We start from the raw sequence: 17,991 nt of genomic DNA on the forward strand, positions 1-17,991 counted from the left end.
CATTAAAATTGAACTATGGATGCCGACAGTATCATTATCAGCATACGAAAAATACTACGATCAGTTAACTTGGAATCCAAACGTATTCAAAAGGAGCACGGCATTAGTATACCCCAATTACTTTTACTTACTTTTTTAAGTAAGCAACCAGGTTTTAAGGCCACTCACAAAGAAGTTTCTCAGTACCTCAACTTAAACTCATCAACAATTACAGGCATTACCTCCAGATTAGAAAAGAAAGGTGTGATTGCACGAGTAACCAAACCGGAAGATAGGAGGGTGAGTTTTATTACCCTTACAGCTTTAGGGCAACAATTATTAAAATCTACACCCAAATTAATGCATGAGCGACTTGCACAAAAGCTACAATCTACAGATCCCAAAAAAGTAAAGGAGCTAGAGAAGGCTTTCAGTTTAGTGATTGAATTCATGGGTATTCAGGATATAGAAGCAGCACCCGTGATTACGGTTGATGAATTTAACTCCTAAATAGTTCAGCACAAACTATTTATTAAATCTCCATTAAAACATTCTAAAATGGATTATTAGTATTGCTTTGGTTAGTTTTGCCAAAATTAATTTCTACAGAAACTAATTTATGCACATAATAGACCTGACGATCTTTATCGTCTACATGATAATAATGCTGGGGGTAGGGTTTTTCTTTTTAAAGAAGAACAAAAGCACGGACGATTATTACGTTGGAGGTAGGAACATGGGATCGTGGCACATTGGTCTTTCAGTGGTAGCCACTGATGTTGGTGGCGGCTTTTCCATTGGACTTGGTGGTTTGGGTTTTGCCATGGGCTTATCTGGTTCCTGGATGCTTTTTACTGGTCTTATCGGTGCTTGGTTAGCAGCAGTATTTCTAATCCCTAAAGTTCATAAGCTATCTGGTGACGTGCAGCTACTTACCTTCCCGCAAATTTTTGCTCACTTTTATAATGCAAAAGTTGCACTCCTCGCAGGTATAATATCTGCCATTGGTTATATAGGATTCACAAGTTCACAAATTTTAGCAGGCGCAAAGTTAGCCTCAGCTTCTTTCGTAAATCTTGATCTAAATACAGCTCTATTAATCATGGGGGTTATTGCTATTGTGTATACTGTTATGGGCGGTATTAAAGCCGTAATTTATACCGATACAATCCAATGGATTATTCTAATGGGAGGTTTAATCTTCATTGGTATTCCAATCGGTTACATGGAAATAGGTGGCTATGAGGCCATAAAAGCAACAGTAGCACCGGAATTTCTTCGGTTCAACAATGTAGAATGGCAAACTTTGGTAAACTGGGCGATAACTATAATCCCAATCTGGTTTGTGGGTATGACACTTTATCAACGAATTTACTCTTGCCGTGATGAAAAGACCGCTAAAAAAGCGTGGTTTATAGCTGGCCTGTTTGAATGGCCCATTATGGCATTAATGGGTGTAATGCTCGGCCTATTTGGAAGAGTAGCTGCCGACCAGGGAATGTTTGAAGTGCTTGGCTATGCGGATGTTAGCAATTTAGACCCTGAGCTTGGTCTGCCCTTACTCTTACGTAGTATTTTACCTGTTGGCCTTTTAGGTTTAATGATGTCAGCTTATTTTTCTGCAATCATGTCAACAGCAGATAGCTGTTTAATGGCTGCTTCAGGTAACTTACTCACTGATGTATTAGGCCGATGGTTGTACACTGGAAAAGAAACCAAAGTAATTATGAAGTATGGCCAATGGCTAACACTGGCTATTGGTATTTTAGCTCTGATCCTGGCACTTTATATGACAGATGTGCTCGAATTAATGCTATATTCCTATGCATTTATGGTTTCAGGACTGTTTGTGCCAATACTCGCAGCACTTTACTATCCGAAAGGGAGTTCGCAGGCTGCTTTTCTTGCGATGCTCATTGGTGGTACCACAACGCTAACACTGATTTTATTAGGTGTGAATCTTCCGCTGGGGCTCGATGCGAACATCTATGGAATTATGGCATCGCTGTTCACGTTTATAATAACAGATAAAATTGTAAAACTTAATAAAACATAATATGAACGATACTCAGATTTCAATAGACTACAATATATTACGACCTGCAGAAACAGTAGGTATGATCGAAAGAGACGCAGTAGCTTCATTCCTTCATACTCATTTAGATGAATTTGGTGATGAAAAAGCTGATATTGCAAAGGCAATAGATTATGCGCTCAATGCTGGTGTAACACCGGGAGGTTTTGTGGTTACTGCCAAAGACAATGGAAAAATTGTTGGTGCAGTAGTAATGAATAAAACCGGTATGAAAGGCTATATTCCAGAGTACATTTTAGTATACATTGCCATGCATAGAGATTATCGAGGTCATGGAATTGGTAAAAAGCTTATGCAACAGGCTATTAAAAATGCTGATGGTGATATCGCATTACATGTTGAGCCTAACAACCCTGCCAAGTTTCTTTACGAGAAGCTAGGGTTTACTAACAAATACCTTGAAATGAGATTAAAAAAATAATCTGACTGATCTTGGAAGAACTTATAGCTCTGCGAAAAGAGCTTCATCGTTATCCGGAAGTATCGCACAAAGAGTCTAATACAGCTCTTGTCATTCGTGATTTTATTAAGAAGTATAACCCCGATCAGGTGATAGAAAATATCGGGGGTAGCGGTATTGTGTTCGTTTTTAAAGGGCAAGAACAGGGTTTGAATATTGCATTCAGAGCTGAATTAGACGCATTACCTATCCAGGAAATCAATGAGTTTAAGTATAAATCAGTTAACGAAGGGGTAGGTCACAAGTGTGGCCATGATGGGCATATGACCATGGTAGCAGGACTGGCAGAATACCTGAAAAACAACAGACCCAAAAAAGGTGCTGTTTTACTTCTATTTCAACCGGCCGAGGAAACTGGTGAAGGTGCAGAACTAATGTTCAACGATTCAAAATTTAGTACATTAAACATAGATTACATCTTTGCGCTGCATAATTTACCCGGAATACCCAAAGGAACGATAGTTTCTAAAAATGGAGTTTTTGCCTCTGCATCTAAAGGCTTGGTGGTTAATCTCCATGGTAAAACTTCTCATGCTGCTGAACCTGAAAATGGCGTGAGTCCTGCAATGGCCATATCAGAAATTATTGAAGCATGGAATAAACTGAATGATAAAGAATTGGGACTCGATGATTTTGCGATTACAACAGTCGTTCATGCAAAACTAGGTAGTCCATCTTTTGGAATTACTCCTGGTGAAGGAGTGGTAATGGCTACTCTTAGAGCATATAAAGACGAGCATTTGAGTATCTTGGAGGATAAAGCCAAACTGATGGCCGTTCAAATTTCGGAAAAGTATAGATTGAAGTATTCATTTGAAGAAAAAGAAGAATTTAAATCCACAATCAATGCTGATGATTGCCATGAGCATATTGCCGAAGCGGCTAATGCTTTGGGATTCAATTATATGGAGGCAGATAATCCATTCAGGTGGAGTGAAGATTTTGGTGTGTTTACTCAGAATATGAAAGGTGCTATGTTTGGTTTAGGGGCAGGAGAGAGCACACCTGATTTGCACAATCCTGATTATGATTTTCCAGATGATCTTATTCCAATTGGAGTAAATATGTATAAACAAATAATTAATCAATTATTGAATAAATGATTGAAGGACCATCATCATTATTTCTTAGTTTCTCAGCACTGCAGAATAATATCAATTTTGTTCGTTCGCGAGTTGGTAAAAAAGTAATCATCTCTTCCGTAGTGAAAGGCAATGCCTATGGGCATGGTATTAAAGAGTTTGTTCAGTTGGCACTTAAATGTGGTATAAAGCATTTCTCAGTCTTTAGCTCTGATGAGGCCTATGAAGTTGTTGATGCAACCAATGGCGAAGCACAGATAATGATTATGGGAGAAATACCTCATGAGCATTTGGAGTGGGCAATTTCAAACAATGTTGAGTTTTTCGTTTTCGAATGCACAAGGGTTACGGAAGCCATTAATGAAGCTAAGAGGCTAAAATCAGTGGCGAAGATTCATATTGAAGTAGAAACAGGCTTGAATAGAACTGGTTTTAATGAATCAGAAATTGCTAAACTGATACCGATACTTCACGATAACCAGGAACATATACATGTTAAAGGTATTTGTACACATTTTGCCGGTGCCGAAAGTGTGGCTAACCATGTTCGAATACAGAAACAAATAAAAAGATTTAACAAACACTATAAATACCTGTTATCTAAAGGTATAGAACCAGAATTAAAACATACAGCCTGTTCTGCTGCTGCTATGGTTTACCCAAAAACTTGTATGGATATGGTAAGGATCGGAATCCTTCAATACGGTTTTTGGCCTAGTAAAGAGACTTTTATCGATTACGTCAGTAAAGTAAAAACACCCGACCGTAATGATCCTCTAAAGAGAGTTATCTCATGGAAGAGCTCTGTGATGAGCGTAAAATATGTGACTACTGGTGAGTTTATTGGATACGGAACTAGTTTTTTAGCACAACAGGACATGAAAATTGCTGCTGTACCTGTGGGATACTCGCACGGGTACAGTCGAGTTTTAAGTAATTTGGGAAGAGCACTTGTAAACGGTATTCGTGTAGGCGTCATCGGCTTGGTTAATATGAATATGATGATGCTTGATATTACCGAAGTGGAAGAAGTAGAAGTTGGAGATGAAGTAATTTTGATTGGAGGCTACAATGGGTTAGAGATTTCAGTGGCTTCTTTCGGTGAATTAAGTAATCAGCTTAACTACGAGCTACTAACAAGACTACCTCAAAGAATACCTAGAAAAATAATAGAATAAAATGGCATTTTTAGAACTACATAAGTCTAGATTAAAACATAATCATAAGTTTCTAACGAAGCTTTTTAGTGAAAGAAATATTGAGTGGGGAGTTGTAACTAAGCTTTTATGTGGAAATAGAGCCTATATAAAAGAAATTCTGAACTTAGGAATAACGGAAATTCACGATTCGAGAATTAGTAATCTTCAGATTGTGAAATCCATGAATCCAGATGTACAGACTGTTTATATAAAACCACCTGCCAAAAGGAGTATTCAGCGAATTATTCAATTCGCAGATGTGAGCTTTAATAGCGAGTATTCAACAATTAAAATGCTTTCAGAAGAAGCTGTTAAGCAAGGTAAGCTTCATAAGATTATCATAATGATTGAAATGGGAGATCTTAGGGAAGGGGTTTTAGGCGAAAATGTCATCGACTTTTATTCGAGGATATTCGAATTGCCAGGTATTAAAATTGTTGGACTAGGTACTAACCTAAATTGCTTGCATGGTGTAATGCCATCACAGGATAAACTTATTCAGTTGAGTCTTTACAAGCAATTGATTGAAGCTAAGTTTGAAAGAGAAATTCCGTGGGTTTCAGGCGGTACTTCCGTAACTATTCCGCTTTTGCTGAAGAATATGCGCCCAATGGGTATTAACCATTTTAGAGTAGGAGAGATTCTCTACTTTGGTTTGAACCTATTTACCATGAAAACAGTGAAGGGTATGAAGGATGATATCTTCAAGCTTCATGCAGAGATCATAGAGCTTCACGAGAAACCAAAGGTGCCTATTGGCGAGTTGGCAGAAAATCCATCAGGAGAAGTACTGGAAATTAACGAGGCAGATTATGGTAAAACATCTTACCGTGCTATTATTGATATAGGATTACTGGATATTTCGCCTGAGTTTTTAATTCCTGATGACAAGAAAATAGAAATCACAGGTGCGAGTAGCGATATGTTGGTGATAGACCTTGGTAAAACGAGAAGAAACTACAAAGTGGGTGATTTAATTTCCTTTAAACTTCGATATATGGGAGCATTGAGCATTCTCAATTCTAATTACATCGAGAAAAAGATTGTTGACTAAATACCCGGAATATTCAGAATTAAGTTGGGGTTAGGACAGTTTTTTAGCCACATTGCCTTTTCACTCGGCTTGCAAACGCCAGGAAAGTCACCAAATTTATCGCCCATATCTTCAATTACCTGAAAATGAAGATGGGGAGGCCAATGTACATTCTCCTCATAGTCTCCGAACCACGCAAATTCAGTCCCTTTTTTAATTTCAGCTCCTATTGTTAAATCTTCTATAGACGATCTGCTCAGATGACCATAGAGCGTATGAAATTTCACCCCTTCCAGTTCATGTTCTAGAATTATAGTAGGCCCATAATCACCGTGTTGATGGTTATCTTTAAAACTGTGCACTATTGCATCAGCAGGTGCGTATACCGGAGTGCCGGCAGGTGCCCATATATCAATTCCTAAATGCAACGATCTGTTTTCTGTATCTGAAAACACATCACTACGGCTGTAAATGGTTCGATTTTCACCATAGCCGCCAACACCTACTTTGCAGTTTTCTTTGGCAAGTGATCCAAAAATGTAATCATTAAAACTTCTTTCATCATTTAAGTTCACATCCGCTAAAGCAGTATTATCCTTTGTAAAATCAAATACAAAGAATGGGTCTTTAGTAAAATTAAATGGTGTTGTTGGGTGAAATAAATCTTTATTTCTGGACAGTATGGCTTCAATTCGAGTCATTAGCAATTGGATAATTTAGGTGTGCAAAGGAAGGCAATAAAAAAAAGTTTAGAAAGCGAGTAAGGGTACAAGTTAGGTACGGTGTTATTAAAGTGAAAGCCATTCAAATGATTGGTTGAAGATTAAAAAGAAAATAACATATCATGAAACTAACTAAATTAAATTCTAGAAGAGTAACTCTAAGCTTGAGCGCTGGTATTTTATCATTACTAATGTTCTCTTGTGCCGATGATGAAGTAGGACAGAACCAATCTGTATCTACCAATGTGGTAGAAGCAGATGCCGAAATGGATGCCGTTTTTGAAGATATTGATGACCTATCAAGTATATCCCTTGAAGCAACTGAAGCAAATAGTGGTGGAAGAATGGAAGAGTTTGAAGATGATAGGTTGTGTGAAGGTGTATTTTCTTATGAAGGAACTAAAGAGTCAGGTACAATTACATTAGACTTTGGAGATGGTTGTGTGGATAGAAAAGGGAACGTAAGAAAGGGAATTATCACAATTTCGCATACAGGGCGCTTCTTTGCACCGGGTGGAATTTCGGTGGTGTCATTTGATAATTATTCTATTAATGACATTCAGGTTGAAGGAACAAGGACAATTGAGAATATTACTGAATCATTATCGGATACATTAATGTTTAGTGTTACACTTAAAGGAGGTAAATTAACATGGCCAGACGAAAGTTTTGCAACTCGCGAAGTAAATAGAGTACGTGTTTGGGAAAGAGCCCTTAACCCTCTAAATGATAAGGTTTTAGTTTCAGGTACTGCTTCAGGTGTATCAAGAGGAGGAGTGGCATATTCAGGACTAATAACAGAAGATTTAGTGTTTGTTAGAAACTGTAGAATAAGCAAAAGAGGAAAGTTACCTGTTGAAGGTATCAATGTTGTTACCACAGAAAACAACATAATAACAATGTACTTTGGAGATGGCGAATGTGATAGAAGGGTGAGAATTGTTGTCGATGGAGTAAGCGATGATATAGTTGTTGAATAGTCCTAAAGTAAAAGTAATTACTAAACCACCGAGCTAAATTAGTTCGGTGGTTTTTTTATATTAAACATACATCCCAATATTGGAAATACATTATAACAATTCCCGATATGAGACTCTTCATTTTTCTAAATATCTGTTTAATAGGCATTTAATGTAATATTTTCTTTGGCATCGTTTTTATTCTTTAATAAATATATTACATTCAACATTGAATCATGAAGTCAATATCTGTAAACACCAAGCTCTATTATTTACTCACTTATGCTGATGGCGAGTTGCATGAGAAGGAGAAGGAAATGGGTGAGAAAATGTTATGGCATGAAGCCATGAGCAAGGAGAAATTTAACGATCAGATTAGTATACTTGAAAAGGAGAGTAAAGAAGCCATTTTTGCAGATTGCATGAAGGAGTTAAAGTCCTTTACTCAGAATGATCAAATTAATTGTCTTGCCTGGATGTGTTTAATTGCCAATGCAGACGGATTCATGGACAAGAACGAGTGGGATTTGATTTATAGAATCTATCATAAGCAGTTAGGTTTAACTTTATCTGATATTACAGCGCGCCAGAAAGAATTGCACCGTTTCATTATGCAATATCGTGACATCCCGGAAGCTTCTGCAACACCCGCCAAAAAACCAGAAACCGAAGTTAAAAAGTCAGATTACAAGCCTTCTAAGTCTGACAAGCCAAAGCTTTCGTTTCCAATGTAGTTTAATTCTTCGAGTAGAATTTACGAATTACTTCTTCAGCTTTTTTATTTTGTGGCGTAAACTCTTTGCAATCAGGACCACCTACAGATTCATGGTTTGTATGCCATTTCCATAAAAACCCGCCACCAAACCAGTTTTGTTTCCATAACCCAAATGCAGATTCATATGCATTAGCCTGTGCTAATTGATTGGTACCCAATTCCTTCCCATCATATTTCCAATGGCCATCGGCAGTATAATCTGTACTTTTGTACCCAAATTCGGTAAATAGTATCTGCTTATTCCACTTTTTTGAGAATGATTCAAGTTCATTAATAATGGGAGCCCAAGACGATTCTAACTGTTCTATTGTTGGAGTTTTGGCATCATTAAGTGGGAAATAAGCATCTACACCTATATAGTCCAAATCTTGCCAAAAACTCACATTTTGATAGTTATCCCAATTCGCAGCGTAGGTTAACTTACCTGAATACACATCTCTTACTTCTCTAATAAGTTCTTTCCAAAATGCAGGCCTTTTTACAACGGCCTTTCTGTATTCAGTACCTATACAAAAAAGTGGTACGTTAAGTGAGTCAGCTACTTTAGCAAATGTAAGAATGTAGTCTCTATAACTACTTTCCCAAACTTTCCATTCATCTTCTGAGTTGAGATCAAAATCGCCAGCCCAACCTTCACCTAACACCCAGGTATGCGGTTTGAGCATTACATTTAAGTTCATTTCATTAGCGTGCGTAATAGTTTGAATCGTACCCGTCACACTTTCGCCCCACCACTGTCCATTATATTGAAATTGAACTTTTGGGTCAGTTCTTTTTGTAAAAGAATAGGGGATAACTGCTACCCAATTGGCTGCAATACGATTGATTGGCTCATAGACTTCTTTACCTACTTTGTTGCGTGGAGCAACAAGACTAACTCCATTAATTTTTTCTGGAGTATTACTCTTAAAACTAATAGCTAGTGTAATAATAAGTATACACGATAAAAATAGCAGAGGCCATTTGAGTTTCATTACTTGCTTAAACGATGTTTTTCTAAAAATAGCAATATAAACGCGGGTAAAACTGTCAAGTCAATAATCATGGCGAAGATTAACGTAAGACTGATCAGCAAACCTGTATAAAATGTACCTCCAAAGGAGCTGAGAATTAAGATTAGAAACCCTCCTGAAAGAATTAGACTTGTTACAATAATGGCTTTCCCAGTGCTCAGATAGGTTCGTTTTAGCGCATAGATCAGGCTTTTATTTTTGAGTAATTCCAGCTTCAATTTGCTGGTAAAGTGTATGGTGTCATCCACAGCAATACCAAAGGCAATGGTAAAGACAATTGAAGTAGATAATTTAAGAGTTATACCAAAGAAACCCATAATGGCTGCCACCATCATCAAAGGAATCACATTTGGTATCAACGTAATAAGCACCATTCGAAAAGACCTGAATAGAAACCCTGCAATAATTGCCACCACCCCAAAAGCTATTGCTAAACCTTGCATCATATTATCAGCCAGATATTTGTTGTTTTTGTCTATCAGAAGTGATGTACCTGTTACCTGAGCATCAATAATTGATGTGTCGAGAACCCTATCTTTATACTTATGAAAATCTTCTACTCTTTGTAGACTGATAGCACTACCTATGTCATTAACCCAGCCACTTATTCTACCTGTTTTCAGACTATCGGCATACAGTTTCCCATCAAAATTACCTCTTTTTACTACTCTTCGCAGATTTCGTTTAAGATCGCTATCATACTTATTGCCTTCAGGTATTTTGAAATATTCACTATTGCCGCCATGAGTGGCCTGATTCAGAGATTTGATGATGGTATTTGAGCTCACCAAGCCACCAACTTTTACCGAGTCTTTTAAATAGGTTTCTATTTGATTAATAGATTTTGCTACCTCTGGAGATAATAGTGTATGACTTTCACCAACTTCCAGCTTTACTTCGAAAGGGCGTGAACCGCCAAATTGCTCATCAAAAAATGTAAAGCTTTCCTTTAACGGATCATCTTGAGGTAAATCTTCGATTAAATAAGTATTTACAACTATTTTGGAGATTCCATAACCTGATATAGCAATGATTAAAAGGCAAATGACAGAAATAAGCTTTCTGTTTCTTATCACCCAAATGAATTTGCTAGAAAGAAAACCGATCCATTCTTCTTTATTTTCTGACTTTAAGGAGATTTTAGGTTTCTTAATAAGAACCCATACAGCAGGCAGCAACATAAACGCTACTGCAAAAGCAATAAGTACACCTAAGGCGGTATAAAGTCCGAACTCCTTAATTGGCCCAATACTGGCTGTCAATAATGTTAAAAAGCCAATGGCTGTAGTGAGAGAAGTAAGGAATGTGGCAAGACCAACTTCTTTAATTGCCACTTTTATAGCCTCTTTTTTTGAACTCCCGCGTCTTAGATTTTCAATATATTTGGTCATAAGGTGAACAACATCAGACATGCCCACCACAAACATGATAGTAGGGAGTAACACCATCAGTAAGTCCAATTGCTTGCCCATAAAGGCCATAAAACCCAGAATCCAAATCGTTGAAAAGAGTACAATAGCCAACGGAATTAGTACACCCCAAAAACTTCTGTAAGCAAGAACCAAAAAGACTATTACAAGTAAAATAGAAGCACTTAAAAACTTAAGTAGCTCTTGCTGTATTTTATCAATAAAAATACCCTGGGCATAAAGTTTTCCGGCCAAAGTATAATTATCAAAATTGTATGACTTAATCGCCTTGATGGTTTCGTTTACAAACTCATCTGCCTCTTGTTTTGACCTGAACTTGTCATGTTTCAGTAATACCAATGTGGCTTTACCAGATTTCGATATGAAAGTTTCCGCTAACTCTGTTTGTTTAAACAAGCGTATACTGTCCTGTTCTAGTCGATTTAGCTCATTAACATGGATTAAAGGCACTTCATAATAGCCAGCCATGGAAATAATGGGTTGTTGGATATTTGCGATTGACCTAACTTCACTTGTGGCGGGGTGTTTTTCGAAATGCGTAGTGAGGCCATCTAGCTTTTTAATAAACTCCTCGTTAAATATGCCATTGGCTGACTGAAGACCGATGAGAAGATAGTCGTTATCATTTTCAAATTTATCGGCAAACTCAAGGTAAGTAATAAGGTCAGGGTCATCTACAGGAAAAAACTCTTCGAATACATAGTTGAATTGAAGCTTCGGTAGTTGGCTTGCAGCAATAATTGTAATTATCACTACCAAAAAAATGGAGAGGAGTGCTGCCTTTTTTGTCATGATATGATTTTCATCATGGATAACATGATTGAATGGAGAGTGTTTCTATAAATCTTTAACATTTGATCAAATTTCGAAATTTTAAGCAGTGAAACCGGACAATAATTTTTTATTTTTGAAGACCACTACAAATTTTTCCATTTATGAAGCAGTACCTTGATTTGATGCGTGATATTTTGGACAATGGAGTTCAAAAAGGAGATAGAACAGGAACAGGAACCAAAAGTGTTTTTGGTCGTCAATTGAGGTTTGATTTAAGTGAAGGCTTCCCATTAGTTACTACTAAAAAATTACACATTCGTTCCATAGTTTATGAATTACTGTGGTTTTTAAATGGTGATACAAACATCAAATATTTAAAAGATAATGGTGTTTCTATTTGGGATGAGTGGGCCGATGAAAATGGAGATTTAGGTCCTGTATATGGTCACCAATGGCGTAGCTGGCCAACACCTCAGAATGGCACGGTTGATCAGATTACGAATGTTTTAAACTCAATTAAGAATAACCCTAACTCGAGAAGGCATATAGTTTCTGCGTGGAATCCTGCAGAAGTTGATAATATGGCTTTGCCTCCTTGCCATGCACTATTCCAATTTTATGTGGCAGATGGTAAACTTTCTTGTCAGCTTTATCAGCGTAGTGCCGATTATTTTTTAGGCGTACCATTTAATATTGCTTCTTATGCATTAATGGTTCACATGTTTGCTCAGCAGTGCGATTTGGAGCCGGGAGAATTTGTATGGACCGGAGGTGATGTTCACTTATACTCTAACCATATTGAGCAGGCTGAACTACAATTGACCAGAGAGCCTTATCCATTACCGAAGTTAAATATTAAAAGAAAGCCTGAGTCTTTATTTGACTACCAATATGAGGATTTCGAGATCGTTAACTATCAGGCTCATCCTACCATTAAGGCGCCCATAGCTGTTTAATTTCATCAATTAGTTTGTGGGAGGTTTCAAGAGCTTTTTTGTCGATACTTTTGAAAATTTGAAGTCTTGCAACATTGGTAGAGAATATCGCCTCTGCGCCTTTTAGTGCGTCATAAGATGTATTCTCTTCAAAAACATTATATTGATCAAGAATTGCTGACCTCATGATGCCAGCGATACATCCCGAATCTAAAGGTGATGTAAACAGATTATTTTCTTTTATCCAAAACAGGTTGCTAGAGCTACACTCTGAAACATTGCCTTTTACATTCATTAATACTAAATCGTCAATTTCACGTTCCGATCTTTCAATACTTGCCAAAACATAAGGAAGCGAATTCATTGTTTTGTAGGCTGAGAATGGGGATGGTGATAATTGAACTTTATGTGATAGCCCTAAATTACTTGACTCAATTATTACAGGATTAACGTTGTTTTTAATGCTCACCAAAAAATCAAAATCGCTTGTGTAAGTTCTATAACCAACTTGATCAGGGGTTTCCTTTCGCCAGAGCATAAATTTTACTCGGGCTGTTGCTGATGAGTTAATTTCTAAAGCAGAACTGATACTCTTTGTAAATAATTCTCGTGTGAGCTTGCTTGAATTCAAACCAATGGCTTTCATTGCAGCCGTAAAGCGAGTGTGATGTTGTTCAAGAAACCTTATTTCATTCTGAAGAACCAAAATAGTTTCAAAAACACCATCGCCAAATAAGAATGATCGGTTGTTGGGAGTTAAGAATTCAATCTTATCTACTGGCTCACTGTTATAGATGTATTTCAAAATTTAGAGGCTTTTATAAAATTCTGTCCTAAGTTATTCGGAGTTTAAAATGAATATAAACCATTTATAATCAAAGCATCATCACGAAAGTAAAAATATAGTTAATATTGACACAGATAATTTACCACAGGTATGGCAGAAAAAAGTAGTGTATTTGATATGATAGGCCCGGTGATGATCGGACCGTCAAGCTCGCATACTGCTGGCGTGGTTAGAATAGCTCGTGCGGCAATCAGAGTGTTGGGTGGTAGGCCAGATGAAGCGATTATTACTTTTTACAATTCATTTGCAAGAACATATGAGGGCCATGGTAGCGATAAAGCAATAATTGCCGGTCTCTTAGACTTTAAGACAGATGATGCCCGAATTAAAACCTCCTTTGATCTGGCCAAAAAAGAGGGTTTGAAATACACTTTTAAATCTGTTGGCAATGCATCCACAATGCACCCGAATTCAATTAAACTGAATTTGCAGAAAGGGGATAAGAAAGTGGAAATTATAGGCCAAAGTAAAGGTGGCGGTGTAATTAACATCGCTGAGGTAGATGGTTTTGATGCTGATTTCTCAGCTAGCTTGCATACACTAATTATTAAGGCAAAGGATACAAAAGGCTCAATAGCGCATATATCCAGCATTCTATCTAATGATGATTGCAACATAGCTACAATGAGCGTTTCCAGAAAAGGTAAGAATGATGAGGCGTGTCTTGTCATTGAAATGGACTCCGGCCTTAAACCTGTAACATTAGATTATCTCAAAAGTCTTAATTGGGTCAACCAAATAATTTACATTCCAGACATCGATTTATAATCAACTAAAAATGCATCGATTTAAACTACTTATATTATTAGTATTCACTTCTTTATGTGCCTTTGGGCAGGAGAATAACGTTTGGACGCTCCAAGAGTGTATTGATTATGCATTGGCAAACAATATAACTATACAAAGAAGTCGACTTGACTTAACCAATGCTGAGATCAATTATAAGCAGGCACAATACAACCGATTACCAAATCTAAATGCCAATGGATCTTACGGTTTTAGCTGGGGTAGATCTATCGATCCAACCACCAACTTATTCGTTGAAAATCAGCGAATTGTATCTTCTAATGCTAATGTGAGCAGTTCAGTAACTCTTTTTAATGGTTTTAATATTAATAATAACATTAAACAGAATGAGTACAGCTATAAGGCAACAGAAAAGACTGTTGAAGACACAGAGAATAACACAATTTTAAATGTCGTCTCATTTTACACAAATGTGTTGTTTACCAAAGAGCTTTTTGAAAACTCGAAGAAACAATTGGAATCAACAACTCAGCAAGTGGAGATAACGAGAAAAAGGGTAGATGCAGGAGCGTTACCAATATCTAATTTACTTGATTTATTAGCTCAAAAGGCAACCAATGAGCTCAATCAAGTGAACCGGGAAAATGATTATAATAATGCGAGAATACAATTAAAGCAGGCTCTTCAACTTCCTCCGGAACAAAATATTGACATAGCATTACCTGATGCGGAGATAAATGTTAATCCTGTAATGGACTTGACAGCTATAGAGATATATAATATTGCATTAAGCTCTCAGCCAAATGTACAGGCAGCAGCTTATAATGTTAAAAGTGCTGAATATGGTGTTAAGACGCAGCAGGGCACATTATATCCTACTTTGAGCTTGAATGCAGGCTTGAGTACGCAATATTCCGATGTGGCAGATGGCCCCAGGTTTGTGCCGGATGGGGGAGCGCCAAGAATCATAGAAGAACAAATAGGTTTTGTACAGGGTTCAGGTACACCTGTTTTAGCCGAACAGGAGATACCCTCAGGTCAGCTTCTGCCTGATTACCCATTTACTGAACAGTATGAAGATCAATTGAGAAAGTTTATTAGCCTAAACCTGAGCATACCCATCTTTAATCGTTTTGCTGCAAGAAATAGTGTTCAGAGGTCACAAATCACTCAAAGTCGTGCTGATCTTACTGAGAAAGAAACAAAGTATCAGTTATGGCAAACCATTGAACAGGCATATAACAATGTAATTGCTGCAGCTAAGTCGTACGAATCATCTCAAAAGCAAGTGGAAGCAAGAGAGGAATCATTTAGGGTAATTAAGCAGCGGTATGAAGTTGGTGCAGCCAACTATGTAGATTATCAGGTTGCGGAGAACGATTTATTTCAGGCAAAATCTGATTTATTAAGAGCAAAATTTGATTTTATTTTTAGACAAAAAATACTCGATTTCTATCAAGGAAAACCTTTAGAATTTTAATCATGGCAAAAACAAAAAAAACTAATAAATGGCTTTATTATTCAATAGGAGGCCTTATTGTATTGATCATCTTATTGGTAGTTGCAAAACAGGCTGGTTGGATTGGTAAAGCAAAAGAAACTGAAGTTGAATTAGCGAAGGCTAAAAAAGTATCAATTACCGAAAAGGTAAGTGCTTCTGGTCAGGTGCAGCCGGTAGTAGAAGTTAAATTGAGTCCTGAAGTTTCTGGTGAGCTAATTGTTCTGAATATAGAGGAAGGTGATTCTGTTCAAAAAGGAGATGTACTGGCTAAAATAAGACCTGATAATTTTATAGCAGCCGCTGAACAAGCCAGGGCTTCTTTAAATCAGCAAAAGGCTAATTTAGCATCTTCCAGAGCTTCTTTGGCAAGAGCAGAGGCAACATTCATTAGAGCAAAACAAGACTACGAGCGCCAAAAGAAGTTGTTTGATGATAAGGTAATCTCTGAAGCAGATTGGCAATTGGCACAGCAGAATTATGCCGTGTCTGAAAATGATTTAAAGTCTGCAAAAGAATCTGTTGAAGCCTCAAGGTTTATTGTAAAAAGTAGTGAGGCCCAGTTAGATCAGGCTCAAGAAAACCTGAGAAGAGCTACGGTAAATTCTCCAATGACAGGAACTGTTTCGAAACTAAATGTCGAAAAAGGGGAGACAGTTCTAGGTACGCAGCAGTTTCAAGGTACTGAAATGATGCGTATTGCAGACCTAAACCAAATGGAAGTTCGCGTAAATGTGAATGAGAATGACATTATCAGAGTGGCATTAGGTGACACTGCCTTAATAGATGTTGATTCTTATAGTCATTTAGAAAAGGAGTTTAAAGGTTTGGTTACGGCAATAGCTAATACTGCTAACGACAAGGCCTCACCAGATGCAGTAACAGAATTTGAAGTACGAATTAAGATTCTAAATTCATCCTATAAAGATTTGATCAAAAAAGGTAACAAATATCCATTCAGACCGGGTATGACTGCAAGTGTAGAAATTATTACCGAAAGAAAAGAAAATGTTTTAACCGTGCCTTTAGCCGCTGTTACTACCAGAAAACCTGGTGAAAGAGTAGGGTTTATGAATAGAAAGTCTGACGATGATTCTGAAACTCCACCTCAGGAAGACAAGAAGAATACAGAAGATGAGGAAGTTAAAGAAGTGGTGTTCTTAAACAAAGAAGGTAAAGCTAAGATGGTTGAAGTGAAGACCGGAATAAGCGATTACGAGAATATTGAAATAGTAAGTGGCGTAGCTGAAGGTGACGAAGTAGTTTCAGGTCCGTTTTTGGTGGTATCTAAACGCTTAAATGATGGTGATGCTATTAAGAAAAAGGAAGAGAAGAAAGAACAGAAGAAGGAGGAATAACTTCAGCCTAATTAAATGAATTGTGGAAACACCCTCAAAATGAGGGTGTTTTTATTTTATATAACCCAATCCATCAGGTTCACTTCGAGTGCTTATTCTTCCACAAATCTCAAGTTTGGTTAAATCAAGTACGGTTACAATATCGGCATTTGTATTTGCGATATAGGCAAACTTATCTGATGGATGAATTAAAATTCCGATTGGAATTGGCCCTTCACCAAACGAAGCAGACAAACGCTCGCCATTGTCCTCCACTTCTTGTTCATTAATAACAATGGACTTGATCTTAGTTTTGGACTTAGAATCAAACACCATTACGGTACCTGCCTTAGCACATGATACCAGTGCCATGTTTCCGTTGTAAGTGAATTTAATACGAATTGGAAAGTTTTCTGTAGCTAAAGTTTGAGTCACCTTTAAGGACTGGATATCAATGATACTTATAGAGTTATCTTCTCTATTTGTTACCCAGACTTCTGTTTGTTCTAGGTTTATAGCTATGCCCTCTGCACCGTCACCTGTCATGATGTCTTTCACCTTAACACGTTTGGCAACATCAATAACGGTTACCGAACCTGATCCAATATTTGCTACAAACGCTAATTTACTTTTAGAATCATAAGCCAGCATATGACTTATTTTTTGAGAAGTTTTGATGACATCAAGAACTTCTCCTTCTAGATTAATCAGATAAAAACTTTCGGTACCCTCTGCAGTGAATAACAATGTTTCATTATCGGCAAATTCAATACCATGTGGTTTAATGCCTTGCACAAATTCATGAGTGTTCACTACTTTTCTTTTAACTAAATTGATTATTGAAATTGTATTTCCCGGGTTTTCACCATTCCCATAATTTGTAACCGCTGCATACTTTTCATTGGGTGAAACTGCTACCTCATGAGGATTTTTTCCAACTTCGAGTACAGTAGTTTCTTTGCCTGTCGCCAGCGATATGAATGACACATTATGATCTGATTTGTTCAATACCAATAATTCACCTTGTCCATAAGGTTGAGAGTGAACAAACACGTTGACCATGAGCAGCGTAATAATCAAAAAATATTTCATGTCGATTGTTTAAT

17 protein-coding genes are annotated in these 17,991 nt (G+C 37.2%); 12 read left to right on the top strand and 5 right to left on the bottom strand.

Annotated elements, in window-relative coordinates; translation table 11 throughout:
* Positions 1–15: 15 nt before the first annotated feature.
* The 6 genes from JR347_RS12155 to JR347_RS12180 all read left to right on the top strand — a co-directional run bounded on the left by JR347_RS12155 (position 16) and on the right by JR347_RS12180 (position 5,869).
* A complete protein-coding gene (locus JR347_RS12155) occupies positions 16–489 on the top strand; it encodes a MarR family winged helix-turn-helix transcriptional regulator (RefSeq protein ID WP_205720877.1) in 474 nt (157 codons plus the stop codon).
* 109 nt (positions 490–598) lie between these two features.
* A complete protein-coding gene (locus tag JR347_RS12160) occupies positions 599–2,035 on the top strand; it encodes a sodium:solute symporter family protein (protein ID WP_205720878.1) in 1,437 nt (478 codons plus the stop codon).
* 61 nt (positions 2,036–2,096) lie between these two features.
* Positions 2,097–2,495: a GNAT family N-acetyltransferase gene (locus tag JR347_RS12165; RefSeq protein WP_235689803.1), complete on the top strand. Its 399-nt coding sequence runs from the start codon at positions 2,097–2,099 to the stop codon at positions 2,493–2,495.
* 11 nt (positions 2,496–2,506) lie between these two features.
* Positions 2,507–3,637, top strand: a complete 1,131-nt coding sequence (locus JR347_RS12170) for an amidohydrolase (protein WP_235689647.1) — start codon at positions 2,507–2,509, stop codon at positions 3,635–3,637.
* Positions 3,634–4,794 carry an alanine racemase gene (gene alr / locus JR347_RS12175; protein ID WP_317192601.1) on the top strand — a complete coding sequence of 387 codons (1,161 nt, stop codon included), beginning with the start codon at positions 3,634–3,636 and terminating at the stop codon, positions 4,792–4,794. Before JR347_RS12170 ends, alr begins: the two co-directional genes overlap by 4 nt.
* A 1-nt stretch (position 4,795) precedes the next feature.
* Positions 4,796–5,869: an alanine racemase gene (locus tag JR347_RS12180; protein WP_205720880.1), complete on the top strand. Its 1,074-nt coding sequence runs from the start codon at positions 4,796–4,798 to the stop codon at positions 5,867–5,869.
* On the opposite strand, the gene JR347_RS12185 is transcribed toward JR347_RS12180, so the two are convergent.
* Complete coding sequence (locus tag JR347_RS12185) at positions 5,866–6,549, bottom strand: peptidoglycan DD-metalloendopeptidase family protein (RefSeq protein WP_205720881.1); 684 nt, start codon at positions 6,547–6,549, stop codon at positions 5,866–5,868. The genes JR347_RS12180 and JR347_RS12185 overlap by 4 nt on opposite strands.
* A 143-nt stretch (positions 6,550–6,692) precedes the next feature.
* On the opposite strand from JR347_RS12185, the gene JR347_RS12190 reads away from it, so the two are divergent.
* Positions 6,693–7,550: a hypothetical protein gene (locus JR347_RS12190; protein ID WP_205720882.1), complete on the top strand. Its 858-nt coding sequence runs from the start codon at positions 6,693–6,695 to the stop codon at positions 7,548–7,550.
* A 215-nt stretch (positions 7,551–7,765) separates the two neighbouring features.
* On the top strand, positions 7,766–8,263 hold the full coding sequence (locus tag JR347_RS12195) for a TerB family tellurite resistance protein (RefSeq protein ID WP_205720883.1): 498 nt from the start codon (positions 7,766–7,768) through the stop codon (positions 8,261–8,263).
* A 1-nt stretch (position 8,264) separates the two neighbouring features.
* Here the strand turns inward: JR347_RS12195 and JR347_RS12200 are convergent, their stop codons facing one another.
* Both JR347_RS12200 and JR347_RS12205 read right to left on the bottom strand, forming a co-directional pair.
* The gene (locus JR347_RS12200) at positions 8,265–9,278 is read right to left on the bottom strand and encodes a glycoside hydrolase family 113 (protein WP_205720884.1); all 1,014 of its coding nucleotides are present in this window, start codon (positions 9,276–9,278) and stop codon (positions 8,265–8,267) included.
* On the bottom strand, positions 9,278–11,539 hold the full coding sequence (locus JR347_RS12205) for an efflux RND transporter permease subunit (protein WP_205720885.1): 2,262 nt from the start codon (positions 11,537–11,539) through the stop codon (positions 9,278–9,280). Before JR347_RS12205 ends, JR347_RS12200 begins: the two co-directional genes overlap by 1 nt.
* Positions 11,540–11,682: 143 nt before the next feature.
* On the opposite strand from JR347_RS12205, the gene JR347_RS12210 reads away from it, so the two are divergent.
* Complete coding sequence (locus tag JR347_RS12210; RefSeq protein WP_205720886.1) at positions 11,683–12,477, top strand: thymidylate synthase; 795 nt, start codon at positions 11,683–11,685, stop codon at positions 12,475–12,477.
* Here JR347_RS12210 and JR347_RS12215 read toward each other — a convergent pair.
* Positions 12,455–13,261 carry an aminotransferase class IV gene (locus tag JR347_RS12215; protein ID WP_205720887.1) on the bottom strand — a complete coding sequence of 269 codons (807 nt, stop codon included), beginning with the start codon at positions 13,259–13,261 and terminating at the stop codon, positions 12,455–12,457. The two genes, JR347_RS12210 and JR347_RS12215, sit on opposite strands and share 23 nt — an antisense overlap.
* Before the next feature lie 132 nt (positions 13,262–13,393).
* On the opposite strand from JR347_RS12215, the gene sdaAB reads away from it, so the two are divergent.
* From sdaAB to JR347_RS12230, 3 genes are read left to right on the top strand one after another with little or no spacing between them, the layout of a single operon-like run.
* Positions 13,394–14,071, top strand: coding sequence for an L-serine ammonia-lyase, iron-sulfur-dependent subunit beta (sdaAB, locus tag JR347_RS12220; protein ID WP_205720888.1), 678 nt, complete (start codon positions 13,394–13,396; stop codon positions 14,069–14,071).
* 10 nt (positions 14,072–14,081) lie between these two features.
* Positions 14,082–15,530 carry a TolC family protein gene (locus JR347_RS12225; protein ID WP_205720889.1) on the top strand — a complete coding sequence of 483 codons (1,449 nt, stop codon included), beginning with the start codon at positions 14,082–14,084 and terminating at the stop codon, positions 15,528–15,530.
* 2 nt (positions 15,531–15,532) lie between these two features.
* Positions 15,533–16,906 carry an efflux RND transporter periplasmic adaptor subunit gene (locus tag JR347_RS12230; RefSeq protein WP_205720890.1) on the top strand — a complete coding sequence of 458 codons (1,374 nt, stop codon included), beginning with the start codon at positions 15,533–15,535 and terminating at the stop codon, positions 16,904–16,906.
* A 51-nt stretch (positions 16,907–16,957) separates the two neighbouring features.
* Here the strand turns inward: JR347_RS12230 and JR347_RS12235 are convergent, their stop codons facing one another.
* On the bottom strand, positions 16,958–17,977 hold the full coding sequence (locus tag JR347_RS12235; RefSeq protein ID WP_205720891.1) for a YncE family protein: 1,020 nt from the start codon (positions 17,975–17,977) through the stop codon (positions 16,958–16,960).
* Between the last annotated feature and the right edge of the window lie 14 nt (positions 17,978–17,991).

The organism is Fulvivirga lutea (genome assembly GCF_017068455.1).
Classification (GTDB): domain Bacteria; phylum Bacteroidota; class Bacteroidia; order Cytophagales; family Cyclobacteriaceae; genus Fulvivirga; species Fulvivirga lutea.

Excerpts from the sequence above, each read along its gene's own strand:
- JR347_RS12155 (WP_205720877.1), top strand. The coding sequence starts at position 16 with ATGGATGCCGACAGTATCATTATCAGCATACGAAAAATACTACGATCA.
- JR347_RS12160 (WP_205720878.1), top strand. The coding sequence starts at position 599 with ATGCACATAATAGACCTGACGATCTTTATCGTCTACATGATAATAATG.
- JR347_RS12165 (WP_235689803.1), top strand. The coding sequence starts at position 2,097 with ATGATCGAAAGAGACGCAGTAGCTTCATTCCTTCATACTCATTTAGAT.
- alr (WP_317192601.1), top strand. The coding sequence starts at position 3,634 with ATGATTGAAGGACCATCATCATTATTTCTTAGTTTCTCAGCACTGCAG.
- JR347_RS12180 (WP_205720880.1), top strand. The coding sequence starts at position 4,796 with ATGGCATTTTTAGAACTACATAAGTCTAGATTAAAACATAATCATAAG.
- JR347_RS12185 (WP_205720881.1), bottom strand. The coding sequence starts at position 6,549 with ATGACTCGAATTGAAGCCATACTGTCCAGAAATAAAGATTTATTTCAC.
- JR347_RS12190 (WP_205720882.1), top strand. The coding sequence starts at position 6,693 with ATGAAACTAACTAAATTAAATTCTAGAAGAGTAACTCTAAGCTTGAGC.
- JR347_RS12195 (WP_205720883.1), top strand. The coding sequence starts at position 7,766 with ATGAAGTCAATATCTGTAAACACCAAGCTCTATTATTTACTCACTTAT.
- JR347_RS12200 (WP_205720884.1), bottom strand. The coding sequence starts at position 9,278 with ATGAAACTCAAATGGCCTCTGCTATTTTTATCGTGTATACTTATTATT.
- JR347_RS12205 (WP_205720885.1), bottom strand. The coding sequence starts at position 11,539 with ATGACAAAAAAGGCAGCACTCCTCTCCATTTTTTTGGTAGTGATAATT.
- JR347_RS12210 (WP_205720886.1), top strand. The coding sequence starts at position 11,683 with ATGAAGCAGTACCTTGATTTGATGCGTGATATTTTGGACAATGGAGTT.
- sdaAB (WP_205720888.1), top strand. The coding sequence starts at position 13,394 with ATGGCAGAAAAAAGTAGTGTATTTGATATGATAGGCCCGGTGATGATC.
- JR347_RS12225 (WP_205720889.1), top strand. The coding sequence starts at position 14,082 with ATGCATCGATTTAAACTACTTATATTATTAGTATTCACTTCTTTATGT.
- JR347_RS12230 (WP_205720890.1), top strand. The coding sequence starts at position 15,533 with ATGGCAAAAACAAAAAAAACTAATAAATGGCTTTATTATTCAATAGGA.
- JR347_RS12235 (WP_205720891.1), bottom strand. The coding sequence starts at position 17,977 with ATGAAATATTTTTTGATTATTACGCTGCTCATGGTCAACGTGTTTGTT.